This is a genomic window from Acinetobacter sp. RUH 2624, from assembly GCF_000162375.2.
Taxonomy (GTDB): domain Bacteria; phylum Pseudomonadota; class Gammaproteobacteria; order Pseudomonadales; family Moraxellaceae; genus Acinetobacter; species Acinetobacter nosocomialis.
In genome coordinates this window covers 619,162-633,442 of the sequence record NZ_KI391939.1, presented here as the reverse complement: position 1 = coordinate 633,442, position 14,281 = coordinate 619,162, and the positions used below count along the sequence as shown (strand labels likewise).

13 protein-coding genes and 1 pseudogene are annotated in these 14,281 nt (G+C 40.2%); 3 read left to right on the top strand and 11 right to left on the bottom strand.

All coding sequences use genetic code 11. The features are described 5' to 3' along the window. Nucleotides 1-4 precede the first annotated feature (4 nt). The 3 genes and pseudogenes from icmH to HMPREF0014_RS09680 form a co-directional block, all read right to left on the bottom strand. Nucleotides 5-811: a type IVB secretion system protein IcmH/DotU gene (icmH, locus tag HMPREF0014_RS09690; protein WP_002048400.1), complete on the bottom strand. Its 807-nt coding sequence runs from the start codon at nt 809-811 to the stop codon at nt 5-7. Between the two features lie 17 nt (nt 812-828). Further along, entirely contained in the window at nt 829-2,193 is a 1,365-nt protein-coding gene (gene tssK / locus HMPREF0014_RS09685) for a type VI secretion system baseplate subunit TssK (RefSeq protein WP_004887810.1), read from the bottom strand. Nucleotides 2,194-2,209: 16 nt separating this feature from the next. Then, nucleotides 2,210-2,452, bottom strand: a pseudogene (locus HMPREF0014_RS09680) (type VI secretion system protein TssA); the annotation flags it as partial. A gap of 124 nt (nt 2,453-2,576) precedes the next feature. Between HMPREF0014_RS09680 and HMPREF0014_RS09675 the strand changes: the two are divergent. Both HMPREF0014_RS09675 and HMPREF0014_RS09670 read left to right on the top strand, forming a co-directional pair. Continuing rightward, nucleotides 2,577-3,521 (top strand): ABC transporter permease, encoded by a 945-nt coding sequence (locus HMPREF0014_RS09675; RefSeq protein WP_004887812.1) that lies wholly within the window; start codon nt 2,577-2,579, stop codon nt 3,519-3,521. Beyond that, complete coding sequence (locus HMPREF0014_RS09670; RefSeq protein WP_004887813.1) at nt 3,521-4,402, top strand: ABC transporter ATP-binding protein; 882 nt, start codon at nt 3,521-3,523, stop codon at nt 4,400-4,402. The genes HMPREF0014_RS09675 and HMPREF0014_RS09670 overlap by 1 nt, the downstream gene beginning before the upstream one ends. 51 nt (nt 4,403-4,453) lie before the next feature. Here HMPREF0014_RS09670 and HMPREF0014_RS09665 read toward each other — a convergent pair whose 3' ends face one another. The 6 genes from HMPREF0014_RS09665 to HMPREF0014_RS09640 all read right to left on the bottom strand — a co-directional run bounded on the left by HMPREF0014_RS09665 (nt 4,454) and on the right by HMPREF0014_RS09640 (nt 9,352). After that, nucleotides 4,454-5,476, bottom strand: coding sequence for an ABC transporter substrate-binding protein (locus HMPREF0014_RS09665; protein WP_004887815.1), 1,023 nt, complete (start codon nt 5,474-5,476; stop codon nt 4,454-4,456). Beyond that, on the bottom strand, nt 5,473-7,284 hold the full coding sequence (gene atzF, locus HMPREF0014_RS09660) for an allophanate hydrolase (protein WP_004887817.1): 1,812 nt from the start codon (nt 7,282-7,284) through the stop codon (nt 5,473-5,475). The genes HMPREF0014_RS09665 and atzF overlap by 4 nt, the downstream gene beginning before the upstream one ends. Nucleotides 7,285-7,296: 12 nt before the next feature. After that, nucleotides 7,297-7,731 carry a transcriptional regulator gene (locus HMPREF0014_RS09655; RefSeq protein WP_001118705.1) on the bottom strand — a complete coding sequence of 145 codons (435 nt, stop codon included), beginning with the start codon at nt 7,729-7,731 and terminating at the stop codon, nt 7,297-7,299. A gap of 4 nt (nt 7,732-7,735) precedes the next feature. Beyond that, a complete protein-coding gene (locus tag HMPREF0014_RS09650; RefSeq protein ID WP_001000625.1) occupies nt 7,736-7,861 on the bottom strand; it encodes a hypothetical protein in 126 nt (41 codons plus the stop codon). Nucleotides 7,862-8,072: 211 nt separating this feature from the next. Then, complete coding sequence (locus HMPREF0014_RS09645; RefSeq protein ID WP_023188395.1) at nt 8,073-8,960, bottom strand: hypothetical protein; 888 nt, start codon at nt 8,958-8,960, stop codon at nt 8,073-8,075. 38 nt (nt 8,961-8,998) lie between these two features. Beyond that, the gene (locus HMPREF0014_RS09640; RefSeq protein WP_004887823.1) at nt 8,999-9,352 is read right to left on the bottom strand and encodes a helix-turn-helix domain-containing protein; all 354 of its coding nucleotides are present in this window, start codon (nt 9,350-9,352) and stop codon (nt 8,999-9,001) included. A 92-nt stretch (nt 9,353-9,444) separates the two neighbouring features. On the opposite strand from HMPREF0014_RS09640, the gene HMPREF0014_RS09635 reads away from it, so the two are divergent. Beyond that, complete coding sequence (locus HMPREF0014_RS09635) at nt 9,445-9,981, top strand: NAD(P)H-dependent oxidoreductase (RefSeq protein WP_004887826.1); 537 nt, start codon at nt 9,445-9,447, stop codon at nt 9,979-9,981. A gap of 38 nt (nt 9,982-10,019) precedes the next feature. Here the strand turns inward: HMPREF0014_RS09635 and uca are convergent, their stop codons facing one another. Both uca and HMPREF0014_RS09625 read right to left on the bottom strand, forming a co-directional pair. Further along, a complete protein-coding gene (gene uca / locus HMPREF0014_RS09630; protein WP_004887828.1) occupies nt 10,020-13,625 on the bottom strand; it encodes an urea carboxylase in 3,606 nt (1,201 codons plus the stop codon). Between the two features lie 2 nt (nt 13,626-13,627). Further along, on the bottom strand, nt 13,628-14,281 hold the full coding sequence (locus tag HMPREF0014_RS09625; protein ID WP_000217380.1) for an urea amidolyase associated protein UAAP2: 654 nt from the start codon (nt 14,279-14,281) through the stop codon (nt 13,628-13,630).

Sequence of the window (14,281 nt, the reverse complement as noted above, 5' to 3'; positions counted from 1 at the left end):
ATCATCAAGGTAAATAAATTGTAATATGTGCCTGCTCTTGTGGGGCAGAAATCACATTTTGATAAGTAGATAATGCTTTATCATTTTGATTGTTCAACATAAATCTTAGACCCGCGAAGGTAAGCAATGCAAAAATCAATAAGAAAATCAAAATCCAGAAAAAAGGTAATTCGCGATGAATAATATTTCGTATCTGATCAGGAATTGCCGAGAACGGCGAAAAAGCAACTTTTTTACCTTTTAAATAATCAATTTCGTCACCTACTCGCGCAACCAAATGATTTAAGCTTTCGATAGACTCAATTCGATATTTACCCTGAAAACCTAATAATAGACAGTAATGGAATACTTCAAGAGCAGCTAAACGATCTTTTCCACGGCTTCTCAGCTGTTCTAATATTTCGAAGAACTGATAACCCGCCAATTGAGAACCAAATAAGCTCAATTGCAACGGACTAATCAACCAAGCATTTTGCAAATTAAAATAGCTTGGGTCTTGTTGGGTCACGATTGTTTCATCAATCAATGCACAAAATGCATATTTAGCATCATGAATATCATCTGCTGAAAACTGCAACTTTTTAGCTTGTTGTTCAAATCGATTAAGCAAATCTAAAATCTTTTCACGAAACCGCTGCGCGTCAGCTGGCACATACTGATTTCGAATCAAAAAGATTAAATAAAAACCATCGTGCAATAAATCGATCAGATTAATCGCCTGTAGTTTTGCTTGGGACTGGCTATTATTGTTTCCCCCTGTCCCGATTTGCCCGTCATCAAATAAAGAAGGAGCACCTGTAGATTGTGACATTTTTCTCTCCTTTATCTTTAAGCGTTCATGACCGCAATCAGCTCAATACTGATATCTTGGAAGCCCGCTGGAACGTAAATACAAATCGTCTCTGAATCTAACATGCGCTGATAGAGTTCATGATGCGGTTCGATTTCGAAATAGCTCACGCCAGAACGCACTGGAATAGCCGTTGGAACTTGAATTAAGTGGTGTAATGGAATGGCTGGTAATGCTGCAACAACACGCTGTTCAACATCCAGCGTACTACCGATTTTAAACCGTAGAGGTACAATCTGAATCAACTCGTGAGTCTGCATTGCACTGCTGGAAACGGCTATATAAAGTCTAGTATCACGAGTAATCTTATCTGTCTCGAGGCTTCCCACCCAATATGAAGGACGAATTTCTTTAAGGGCAATACTGATGTAGCGACTAGAAATAATGGGATCTAATAAATCACGCAAAATGGTGTCGAGCTGGGTAAAACTCTCTTGCAAATTGTGATGTTTATAGGCCGGTAACTGATCAACTTCATAAGCTGTCGAAAAAGTTAATAATGAGCCCGCTAAACGCAATAGTTCAAAAAACAATCGTTCCGGATGAATTTGTGGATATTGCAGGAAATGATTCAGACCAGCATGTGCAGTGTTTAAAGCATTGACTAACCAAAACGAAACGATATCACCTGAACGGAATTCAATTAATTTCTGTTCATTTTCACGGTTGTTGGTTTGAATGGTTTTAATTTTTGCCTTAATAACATTCAATGTTCTTTTTAAATTCGAAACTAATGTCTCAGATGCATCGACATGCAAAATAGGTGGAATAAATTTACGATCAATTTCAAAAGCACCTGAACTCTGACGTTTGATTTTACCAATTGGCAAATAAAGAAAACCATCCAGATTATGATCAGGATTACTGTTTGCATCTAATAATTTAAACACAGCTCGACGACGCAATAAGCTGATATCAGCTTCTGTCGCATTTGTGAACAGATCGTGGGTCTCAACCAAATGTGATTGATAACGCCCCTTCTGTGATTGATTCTGATCAATTAAATTCTGTTTATTGGCTTGTAATAATGGTAATGCCAAATAGATGACCATTTCACCACGTAAATTAAGCTCATCAAGCAAAATTGGTTCAGGTAATAAATCGTAAGCCGGTGCCTGATATATTTCACCGTCTTGCCAAATCATTTCTACCGATTCAAGCGCAAGAATATGTGTACTAAGCTGTGCTTCATCAAAACTTAATTTTTGAACACCATATGAAAACGGCACAACAGCACGAACAGTGTGATTTAAGCGTTGTTCATGATAGGTATCTTGAATTTGGAAATGTTGAGGTCTTAAAAATAAACCTTCGCCCCACAGGACTTTTTCAGCTTTAAACATATGTCTTTACCAATCTTTATTCATATTCATTTTTAGGCTGCACACCTAACATTTCCTGAACCATTTGTAATGGGTTTTCATCTTTAATGACTTGTGCCAACCATTCATGTAATGGCATTTGACTCCATTTAATGGTCTTTTGAAGCATATAACTCACAGGACTATGTGGCTCGTTGGCCTGAAAATAATCGGCTATTTCTTGTAGCACTTTCATTGCTTGCTCACGGTTAGCCAAGTGAGTTTGTGCTTGAGGCTGAAACATAAACTTTAGTTCCCTCGTCTTCTTAACTCATCGAGAGCATCTTAAAGATGGCACTTATTTTGCTTAACAATATTACGTTTTATGAAAATCGTAATACTGATCAAAATGGGGAGCTCTCGATATGGGTTATGTTGCAAAGGAATTTACGCGAAAGAACAAGCTGATTCTCAGTATTTGTTCTTTCGTTATTCCAATATGTCTTTGGTGCGCAATCAGTTACTTACCTTTTATTTGGCATCCTCAAGTACAAATCACGAGTTCAGGCAGTGTTCCTTACTTACAAGTAGGCAGTCGTGTTGATAAAAGTGTGTTCTATCTCGAAGCACAAAATGCAATCAATCGAAATTCTGCACCACCACAAGGTATTTTGGTCAACCCTATTTATTTACCCGCTCCCCATGAGGTCGCTAAGGCTTTGGTCACCGCCTTTACCACACCACCTGAACAACCTGATTCGCCGTGGTTTCATCAAAGTTTATGGCACAGTATTAAACTGGTATTTTCAGCTTTTTTTATTTCTTCGCTTATAGGGATTCCACTGGGTATTTTGTGTGGTTTTTCTAAGCGGATCTCCCTGTTAACAGAACCGTTTGTCGAGTTTTTCCGTTACCTACCCGCACCTGCGTTTGGTGCACTTGCAGTGGCAATTTTAGGGATTAATGACGCACCTAAAATTGCCATTATTGTGATTGGTACTCTGTTTCAGCAGATTCTCATTATTGCCAATACCACACGAATGGTTGATCGAAGCTTAATTGAAGCTGGCTATACGCTTGGCACCAATAAGCTCAAAAGTTTATTTCATGTGGTGATTCCTGCAGCTTTACCTGATATTTACCGTGATTTACGTGTGTTACTCGGCTGGGCTTGGACCTACTTAATTGTTTCAGAGTTGATTGGTACGACCTCGGGTATTACGTGGTTTATTACCCAACAGGCTCGCTATCAAAACTTTGACAATGTCTATGCGGCTATTTTGATTATTGGGGTGATTGGTCTGGTCTGTGATTGGCTATTAATGAAGCTAGGTGAACGGATGTTCACTTGGAAAGTAGGAGCAAAATAATGAACGATTCAACATTTAACGCGCATGAATACTTTCAAAAAATTTATGAACGTCCTGTGATTTTAGAAGCCAAACAACTGAGCCAAGTCTTTAAGCATGGTCAAAGCGAACGCACTGTTTTAAATAAGCTCGATTTAAAAGTTCATAAAAGAGAATTTATTTGCGTAATTGGTCCTTCTGGCTGCGGTAAATCGACACTGAGCCGTGTCATTGCGGGTTTAGACCCATATCATAGTGGAGAGGTTTTAGTAGACGGCGAATGCATTACGGGACCATGCCCTGAACGCGGCATGGTATTTCAGGGCTATACCCTTTTCCCTTGGAAAACCGTAAAAGAAAACGTGATGTTTGGTCCTCAAATGCGCGGCGCGAGTCAAATGACAGCCGAAGCTCAAGCACGTGAATGGATTAATATTATTGGTTTAGAAAAATATGAAAATCAGTATCCACATCAACTTTCTGGTGGTATGAAACAGCGCGTTGCGATTGCTAGAGCTTTGGTTAATCAACCTAAAATTTTACTCATGGATGAACCTTTTGGTGCGCTCGACCCGCACACTCGTCAAAAAATGCAAAAGCACTTGATGGATTTATGGCAAAACATTGATATCACCATTATTTTTGTAACCCATGACATGGATGAAGCCATTTTACTGGCAGACCGAATTGTGGCACTCAAAGCCAACCCCGGTGAAATTAAGGAAATTATTGAAGTTAATTTACCTCGTCCACGTTCACTCGATTTAATGAGTACATCTGAGTTCAAACAACTTCGGGCACGAGTTGATTATCTGGTTCACGCTGAAGAAGACGAGCTTGACCCTGCGTTGCAAGACTTACCAAAAATACCGCGTATGACTCAAGTCAGTACAGAAAAATAAGCCAAACACAAAAAAGCCCAAGTTCAACTTGGGCTTTTTGATTTATGGGGTTTATTTAAGTTGCTCTATGAGTGTTGGATAAATCAGCCCATCTACATTTTGTTCGGTTTTATAAATACCGTTTTCGACATTAAATTTATTGACGTGATAGCTAGAGCCATAAATCGAGTCAAAGCCTTGAGATTTAGTAAATACTTTTTTATTGGCATTGATATCTAATAAATGCGTACCGCTGACCATTAACTCATATTGTTTTGGGTCAACCCCTGAACGGTTTGCCATGATTTTAACCGCATCGGCATGGGTTGCAGGGTCATTAATATATTTAACGGTTTTATCCCACACCTGAATGATTTTTTTCCATTCTTCTTGATGAGCAGTTAAGTGGCTCATGTTGACTGTTAAGGTGTCGTAAATTAAACCCGGCTTGTCTTTAGAGGTATAGATAATTTTAGAACCTGCCACTGCTTTTAATGCCTGACCTGCAACAGGTTGCCAAACAGCAATCGCGGAAATATCGGGGCTATTAAACACTTGAGGTAATTGGTTCGTCGCTGAATTTACCAGCTTCACCTCATTCGCTTTAATGTTATGGTCGGTTAAAGCTGTTGCTAGTAAAAGATGGTCAACCAAGCCTTTTTCGACACCGATCGATTTTCCTTTTAAGTCTTGAATGGTATTAATGCCCTCTTTTGCAATAATGACATCATTGCCCGCAGAATAATCCGTTGCCAAAATCATCATGCCTTGCATACCACCCGAAGCTGTTACCAAGTTATCACCATTGGTGACCAACACAGCATCGAGCTGATTTGCCGAAAAAGCCGAAAGCGACGCGGAATAATCAAACCATTTAAACTCTACATTTAACCCTGCTTCTTTTAACCAGCCTTTTTCAATAGCCACTTGCCAAGCCACCCAGCCCGGCCAATCACTATATCCGATGGTAATTGGTTTTGTATTTGCGGCTGCCTGAGCGTCTTGTTTAGCCTCAGGCACTTTAGCGGTATTGTCACAACCACCCAATACAACTGCCGATAAAATAGATACGGATAAAAACGCTTTTTTAATCATATAGAAACTTCCCCAACATTTTTACTAACAACACTTTGAGCGGTTTGATTGAGTGACTGTATGTAAGCTCGCCAGCCTCCAAAATGACTAATATCGGTTGCATCTTGAATGGCATACGCTTCGCAAATAAAGCCTTTGACCCATGTTCCATCTTTTAGTTTCAGGTTCCCAATACCAAGTGGTGCAGGTACTTCAGCCACAATGGCTCCAAAATTTGCTAAAGGAACATCCCACACTTCGACTTCAATAGATGTCCCTGCTTCATCGAATTGCAGCCCTGGTTTTGGTGGCGTGGTATTTTTTAAGGCAAAAAGTTTATAAGTCTCTGCGGTCTGTGTTTTCTTGAGCAAAGTGGCATTACGGCTAGTGAGCTGAAAATTAAGTGGCATGCCTGTTAAATGCGCTCCGACTACAGCTAGCTGTACTGAATGATTTGACTGGATCTCTAGACTTTTTTGATAATGTTGAGTTGATTTACCTAAACTCAGCGATGTTTCGGTTTGCCAAAGCTGCGCAAAATTGGCGAGTGCCTGATCATGCCAAGCTGGTGCAATAAAGGTTACCCCGCTTGGTAGGCCGTCTTCACGAAGTACATTTGGCAAAGCTAAAGCCGAAAGATCAGCAAAATTAACAAAGTTGGTATACGCTCCCATGTGCGCATTTTTAGTCAATGGGTCGGCTTCAACTTCAGCAATGGTGTAAATGGTTGGCGCTGTCGGAACCATCAAGGCATCAAAAGGTTGTAAAGCCAAATTAATTTTTCGAGCAAGTACGGCGCGGTTATATTCGGCTTGAAGTGCATCTGTTGCCTTGAATTTATCTACCTGCGCAATAATTTGAGCAATGACTGGATGAGCCTTTTCACGTGTTGTCATGCGTTCAACGGCGACTGTTCTTTCTGCTACCCAAGCATCGTTATACAGTGCGGCAGCAAGCTCATTAAACGCGCTGAAATCAATACTCTCAACGTCATAGCCCAGTTTTTTTAAGCGCTCAATTGCAATTAAAAAGGCCTTTTCAGATTCAATATCACCATAAAACTCAAGCTGAGCAGGAATAGCAATTTTTCGTTTAGAAAATTGATTTGGTACATTGGCTGGATGTGCTCGTGAATATTCATCTGTTTCATCGTAGCCCTGCATTAAACTGGCGACTGCCCAAGCATCATCAATATACAGCGCAAAAATAGAAATGACATCAATGGTTCGACATGCAGGAATTAAACCTGTGGTAGAAAACCAGCCCTTTGTTGGTTTAAGGCCCACAATATTGTTATGACCCGCAGGAACACGTCCTGAGCCCGCCGTATCTGTCCCTAAACTAAAAGGCACAATGCCGTTGGCAACCACTACCGAAGAACCAGAGCTTGATCCACCGCTGATATATTCAGGGTTAAAACTATTTTTTACTGCACCGTATGGAGAGCGAACGCCAACTAGTCCCGTTGCAAACTGATCGAGGTTAGTTTTACCAACCACAATCGCCCCTGCTTTTTTTAGCTTGGCTACTACGGCAGCATCTTGTGTCGCTAAATATTCAACTTCTTTACAGGCAGCAGTGGTGTGAAAGTCAGCGACATCAATGTTGTCTTTAACTGCAAATGGCACACCGTATAGAGGTAAGTCAGCAATATTCTGGTCTTTTAAAATATCAATTTGCGATTGAATCTGCTCCTTCGATGCAATTTCAATCCACGTATGATCATCATTTTTAACTTCTGCCACATAGCCAAGCAGATCCTTAAGATGGATTTGCCCGTTTTGATATGCTGTTTTCCAGTCTTGGATGGTCCATAAATTCTTCAACACGCTACTCCTCATTTAGTCATTTTGCTGTATAGGCGGCATGACAGCATCCATCAGTTCTAAATGCCCTTTAATCACCCCTTTCAACACAATAAATTGCTGGCTAATTTGTCTAAGCTCAGAACTCGCGCCCTGCATTAACATGACTTGCAATATTTTTTGTTGGTCGAGCTGGATATGAAGTGAACTAATCACCTGTGCTAAAAACTGTTGTTGTAAATCGACCAATTGATTGCGCAAGGTCATTTGGCTAGCGTCGTAAAGTAGCGTTAATGTGCCCACCATGACTTCATTGGCCTGTGCTTGCTCTGCAATCAGGTGCTTATTAATCATGTCGACAATGGCTTGCGAGCGGCTTTCATAGTTCTGCTCGACAATTTTTTGGTCGAGTGCGTTAAGTGTCGTTTCAGGTACGGTAATACTGATTCGAGCCAACTTTTGTTTTGCCACAGTCTTATCCTTTTGTTTTAGGCGGCTGATTGTTTTGCTTGATATATACGCCTGCACGTACACTAAGCAATTCGACTAAAAAGGCTTTTAAAGTTGGCTTTGGTTGAACCACAGGTTTTACATCGTTCATATCGCACCTCTAGTTTGGTATTACCAAATTCAGTTTTTGTATTACTGGTAAGAGATGCAGAAAATGTGCCAGTTTTTGAGGTTAGTTTTGATGGGTTTGGCAGAAATTTGTGAGTGATTTTTGGGCAGAAAAAGCCCCATGCACAGGGATGGGGCTTTAAATATTATCATTAGCTTTTAACGCAAATTAAACAGCAACAAAATTAGAGAAATCATTTATTAATCCGTATATTTTTAACTTTGCTACTCAATAAATTATAGATTTCAACTTCTAAATCTTTTTGAAAGCTTCCAGATATAGAAACTTTGTTTAATTTATTTAAGTCTAAACTTTTAAAAAGTTCTAAATTTAGATTATATTTCAAGTCATTATTATTAATAATGAGTTCAAAATTTTCTAGTTCACTAATTTTTGAACTCATTATAAAATCAAGGGTGGTTTGGCTAATTGCCATAACATCGTTGCAGTCTTCAATACCTAAATCCACCTCTATAGACAATGATTTTAAATATTTGAAATTTAAAGGCTTTGTTAATTCAAATGCTCCATTAATCTCTAATATCTCTAAAGCGGGCATTTTCTCTATAATTTCTGTGATGTCACCTAAATTAGGATATATTCTGCACTCATTAACATAGAGTTCATCAAATCCATATTTGAACACTTTTAATTTAGGAAAGTATTTTTTACTTAAAGCTTTGCTAATTTCACTAAAGTCATCAAAAAAACTCTTATTAAAATCAATATATTCATGCTGTAAACCTATCAACATAAATTCTACTTTTTCATTTAACTCTAATTCAATCATACGGTTAAGATAAGGATAAAATTTAGTAGAACAAAGTGAATAAATTGTTCTAGTTTTTTTGGGAAAGTCTGTTACCGTGAATTCATTATCAACCTCACTTAAAGGCAGTCCAAAGATACAAATGTCACCATGAATATATGGAATAGATAAATACTCAACATTGCCTGACTTATACATCCAAGAAACAGGAAAATCTTGTTTAATTAAAGTAGACTCATTACCATTCATTTTTAATAACTCTTTTTTAAATTGTGTGAAAATAAAAGAAATAAATGCCTCATTCACACGCACATAGTCTAATCTATTCAATATTTTAATATTTTTTAGTCTTATGCCTGATTAATCATCGTATGCGCCCATATCGATAAAGACTCTAAAACAGGTTTAAAAGACTGGCCTAATTCAGTCATTTCATACACCACCTTAATCGGCGCTTTTTCACCATAAACCGTTCTAGAGATTAAGCCACTTTGCTCTAATTGCTTGAGTTGAAGGCTTAAAGTCATTTCTGTGATAGTTGGCATTAATTGATTGATTTCATTAAAACGTTTTGGCCCATCTTTTAAATAATACAAAATAACGCTTTTCCATTTTCCACCCACCAAATCCATAGCCATACTGATATGACATGGATACGTTTTTCCATTCATGCTGATTTCACATTTATTTTCAGTATTTGTCATTTTTAACGCCACCTATCAACTTTGATAGTTATTGTACACTCATACTATAAAAATTATAGTGACTATGATTTTTATAGCTACAAGGCATTATTATGGCTTTACTTATTTTGGCCCATCCCTACTACGCTCAATCAATTGCAAATAAAACGATAGTGAATGAACTTATAAAAACCTATCCGGACCTTGAAGTCCGAGATATTTTCCAGCTTTATCCAGACTATAAAATTGATGTCAGCGCTGAACAAGAAGCGTTGTTACGCCACGAAACGATTATTCTGCAATATCCAATGTTCTGGTTTAATATGCCGGCAATTTTGAAGTTATGGTTTGATGAAGTTTTTACTTATCAGTTCGCTTATGGCTCTCAGGGCGACAAATTAAAAGATAAAAAAGTCATTATTAGTATGACGGTCGGGCAAAAAGAAGCGAACATGGTGAACGACCAAGAAAACTTAATCGATAGCTTTTTAAAAGCGGTTCAACATTCAATTCAATATACGCAAATGCAGTTAAACGGCACATTTTTGCTTTATGACGTATCGCCTTTATCGGGTAACTCAGAGTCAAAAATTAAATTAGAAGCTGTTGAACATGGCCATAAATTATTAAAGCATTTGACCGAAGCATAATAAAAAAGAGAGCATCAATATCGATGCTCTCTTTTGATTTAAGCGACTGGCGCTAAGGTAAATAGCACTTGCCCCGTTTTTACGGTTTGTCCTTTTTCAATAGTAATGGTTTTGACCTTCATGCGTTCGGGTGCAATAATTGGAATTTCGATTTTCATCGCTTCAATTACTGCAAGGGTTGCACCTTCTTCAACAATATCTCCCGATGCACATTCAATTTTCCAGATTGAGCCTGGCATGTGCGATTCAACTGCACAGCCGCCTTCAGGGATCACTACGGTTTCGCCTTCATCTACAGCATCTAGGCTTTCAGAGATATATTCTTGTAAGCCCGCTTCGTGCCAACGGCGGCGTTCAGCCTCGAAATTAGCTTGTTGCGTGTCTTTAAAAGCTTGAATGCTGTCTTGATGTATTTTTAAAAACTCGTTGTATTCTTTTAGGTTGAGCACACCATCTTCAATGCGAAGTTGTAGTCGGCCTGCGTTAAAGTCTTCACGCATTTGCAGAAGTTCAGCCTCAGACACTTCATAAAACTTAACTTGGTCAAAAAAGCGCAGTAACCATGGTTTGCCTTCTTCGAAGTTGGCATTTTTACGGTAACGGCTCCACATTTGAGTGGTACGGCCAACGAACTGATAGCCGCCCGGTCCTTCCATACCGTATACACACATATAAGCACCGCCAATGCCGACCGCATTTTCAGGTGTCCAAGTTCGCGCAGGGTTATATTTTGTGGTGACTAAACGTTGGCGTGGATCGAGCGGCGTCGCAACGGGTGCACCTAAATACACATCGCCTAACCCCATTACTAAATAGTTCGCACTATAGACCACATCTTTAACCGCTTGCTTAGAAGCTAAGCCATTAATACGGCGAATAAACTCGACATTATCTGGGCACCACGGTGCATCTGGTCGAACTATTTGTGTGTAACGCTCAGTTGCAAGTTGAGTCTGCGAATCTTCCCAAGCCAAAGGCAAATAGACAGTCCGTGAAGGCACCTGCATATTTTGAATATCGGGTAACTCGGCTTCTGCTTGTTGAAGTTTCTGTAAAAGCTCCAGTTGATCGAGTTGAATCGAATCAAAATGAATTTGTAGTGAACGAATACCCGGTGTTAGGTCGATAATGCCCTGAATGTTTTGATCTTTGACCCATTGCATAAGCGCATGAATACGGAAGCGTAAATTTAGGTCGAGTACTAACTCGCCATATTCCACCAATAAATAGCTATTTCCTGCTGGTCGATAGGTCACGCTTGGTAAGTCAGCTTCACCGTCTAAAGTAGCTAAAACGGCATCTTTTAAAGTATCGGGTTCTGCTTGAATAGCTGGGTTAAAATCGATCTGGGTTGTATCAATCGCGGTTAAACTTTGATGATATTTTTGATCGAGTGCTTTTGCTTGCGCATAACTCACAGGTACAAATTTGACCTTATCGCCGGCTTTAAGTTGTCCAATTTTCCAAAGCTCGGAATGAATGACTACCGCAGGGCAAACAAAGCCACCTAAGCTAGGACCATCTGGTCCCAAAATAATAGGCATATCACCTGTAAAATCAATTGCCCCAATCGCATAAGCGTTGTCGTGAATATTGGATGGGTGTAAACCTGCTTCACCGCCGTCTTCACGTGCCCACTCAGGTTTTGGCCCAATTAAACGAATGCCTGTACGGCTTGAGTTGTAGTGAATTTCGAACTCATTGGCAAAGAACGTATCAATATCTTGTTTGGTGAAAAAATCTGGTGCGCCATGTGGGCCATACATGACTGCAATTTCCCAGTTTTGGGTAAAACTAGGAATTTGCGCTTGAGCTAGAGCTGTGGTCGTTTGAGCGGAATATTCAGTAATTGGCAGCATATCCCCAATTAATAAATTACGACCTGCATGCCCACCAAACTGCCCCAAAGTAAAAGTCGCCTGTGACCCTAAATACTCAGGAACATCGAAACCACCTTTCATACCAATATAGCTACGGCAACCTGAACGGATAATTCCGCATTTTAAAACTTGGCCTTTTTTCACATTGATGGTTTGCCACATCGGTACCAGTTCACCATCAAGTTTTGAAGGCATATCACCACCCGTAATGACAATTTGGCTGTCGCAGTGAAACTTTAAAGTTGGCCCTTGCAAGGTACATTCAAGCCCTGCGGTATTTGGCTCATTAGCTAGAAGCTGGTTTGCCACAGTTAAACTGAGTGGGTCAATCGCACCTGATGGCGGCACCCCAACATCCCAATAACCTAGTCGACCTGTTACATCTTGAATGGAGGTTTGAATGCCAGCCTGCAACACCTCAATTTTTTGAGTTTTCCATTCAAACGTATTTAAAAATCGGGTGGTTTGAGTGCCTAAAGCAAACACATCACAAGCAATAATATTTTGTAAATATTCCAGATTGGTTTCGATACCAGCGACTTGTGTGTTGGCAAGACTAGCGCTCATTGCCTGTATGGCTTGGTCTCGTGTTGCAGCAGTCACAATAATTTTGGCAATCATTGGGTCATAAAAAGACGACACTGTTGAACCTGTTTCTACCCATGTTTCGACTCGGGCTTGCGGGTCAAATTTAACCTGTGTGAGTAAGCCTGCACTCGGCTGGAACTGTTTAATTGGGTCTTCGGCATAAAGACGAACTTGAATGGAATGTCCTGTTGGCTCTAACTTTTCTGTTGGTGCTGACCAGTCACCGCTTGCCAAAGTAACCATCCACTCGACTAAGTCGACCCCAAATACTTGCTCGGTCACGCCGTGCTCGACTTGCAAACGCGTGTTGACCTCTAAGAAATAAAATTCTTGGGTTTCGGTGTCCATAACAAACTCAACCGTGCCTGCCGAACGGTAGTTCACTGACTGCATGAGTTGAACCGCAACTTTTTGGAGGTAGTCACGTTGTTGTTCATTTAAGTGTGGCGCGGGTGTTTCCTCAATCACCTTTTGATTACGGCGTTGTACCGAACAATCACGCTCACCCAACGCTAAAACTTGCCCTTGCCCATCACCAAAAATTTGTACTTCGATGTGGCGTGCATGCTGTACAAATTTTTCTAAATACAAACCTGCATCTTTAAAATTGACTTGCGCTAAATAAGACACGGTTTGATAGGCATCTTTTAACTCGGTTTCATTCCAGACCAGACGCATACCAATACCACCGCCGCCCGCGGTACTTTTCAGCATGACCGGATAGCCAATACGGGCTGCTTCAGTTAAGGCTTCGGCTTCATTGGCAAGTAATGAGCTACCCGGAAGTAAAGGCACATTGCTTTTAATAGCCAGCTCACGCGCGGTATGTTTTAAACCGAAGTCGAGCATTTGGCTTGAAGTTGGCCCAATAAACGCAATACCTTGGCTTTCGCACAAATCACAAAACTCGGCATTTTCAGATAAAAAGCCATAACCGGGGTGAATGGCTTCTGCTCCCGACTGTTTAGCAACCTCAAGGATGTTTTCAATATTTAAATAACTTTGATTGGCAGGTGCAGGCCCAATCAGAAAAGCTTCATCGGCCAAAGTCACGTGTAAAGAATCACGGTCAGCTTCGGAATAAACCGCAACCGAAGCGATCCCGAGTTTTTTAAGAGTGCGAATGACGCGACAGGCAATTGCACCGCGGTTAGCAATCAGAACTTTTTTAAACATGCTTATACCCCTTCCGCTTCACGGACAACCAGTTGAATTTTGGTTGGGTTATAGGCATTGCATGGGTTATTGAGCTGCGGACAATTGGAAATTAAAACAATCAGATCCATTTCTGCCCGAACTTCGACATATTTACCCGGTCCTGAAATTCCATCATCAAATTTAAGCTGACCATCTGGCGTCACAGGCACATTCATAAAAAAGTTAATGTTTGGACCGATGTGACGGACATTTAAGCCATGCTTTTTTGCAATCGGGTGTTTTGCCAAGGCATACATAAAGTTGTTACGGCAACTATGCATTGGGTAGGTTTCATGTGCATAGCGAACCGTATTACTTTCACATGAACAGGCACCACCAATGGTGTCATGACGACCGCAGTTATCATCATGAATAACGGCAATTGGACGGCCAAAGTTACTATAGAGCTTGGTGCCCTTTTCTAAATAGATTTGTTGGTTGATAGCCAAAGTATCCATTGCGCTATAACGCTCAGTCGGGTTTTCGGCACTCATAAACAAAGTATCGACCGCTTGGTTTCCCTCAAGGTCAATAATTCGGAAATATTGACCCTTTTTAACCTCGCACATCCATGCTTCACCCGCAGGACAAACTTCATTTAAAACTGCTTTTTCAAATGATTGTAAAACTGTCAT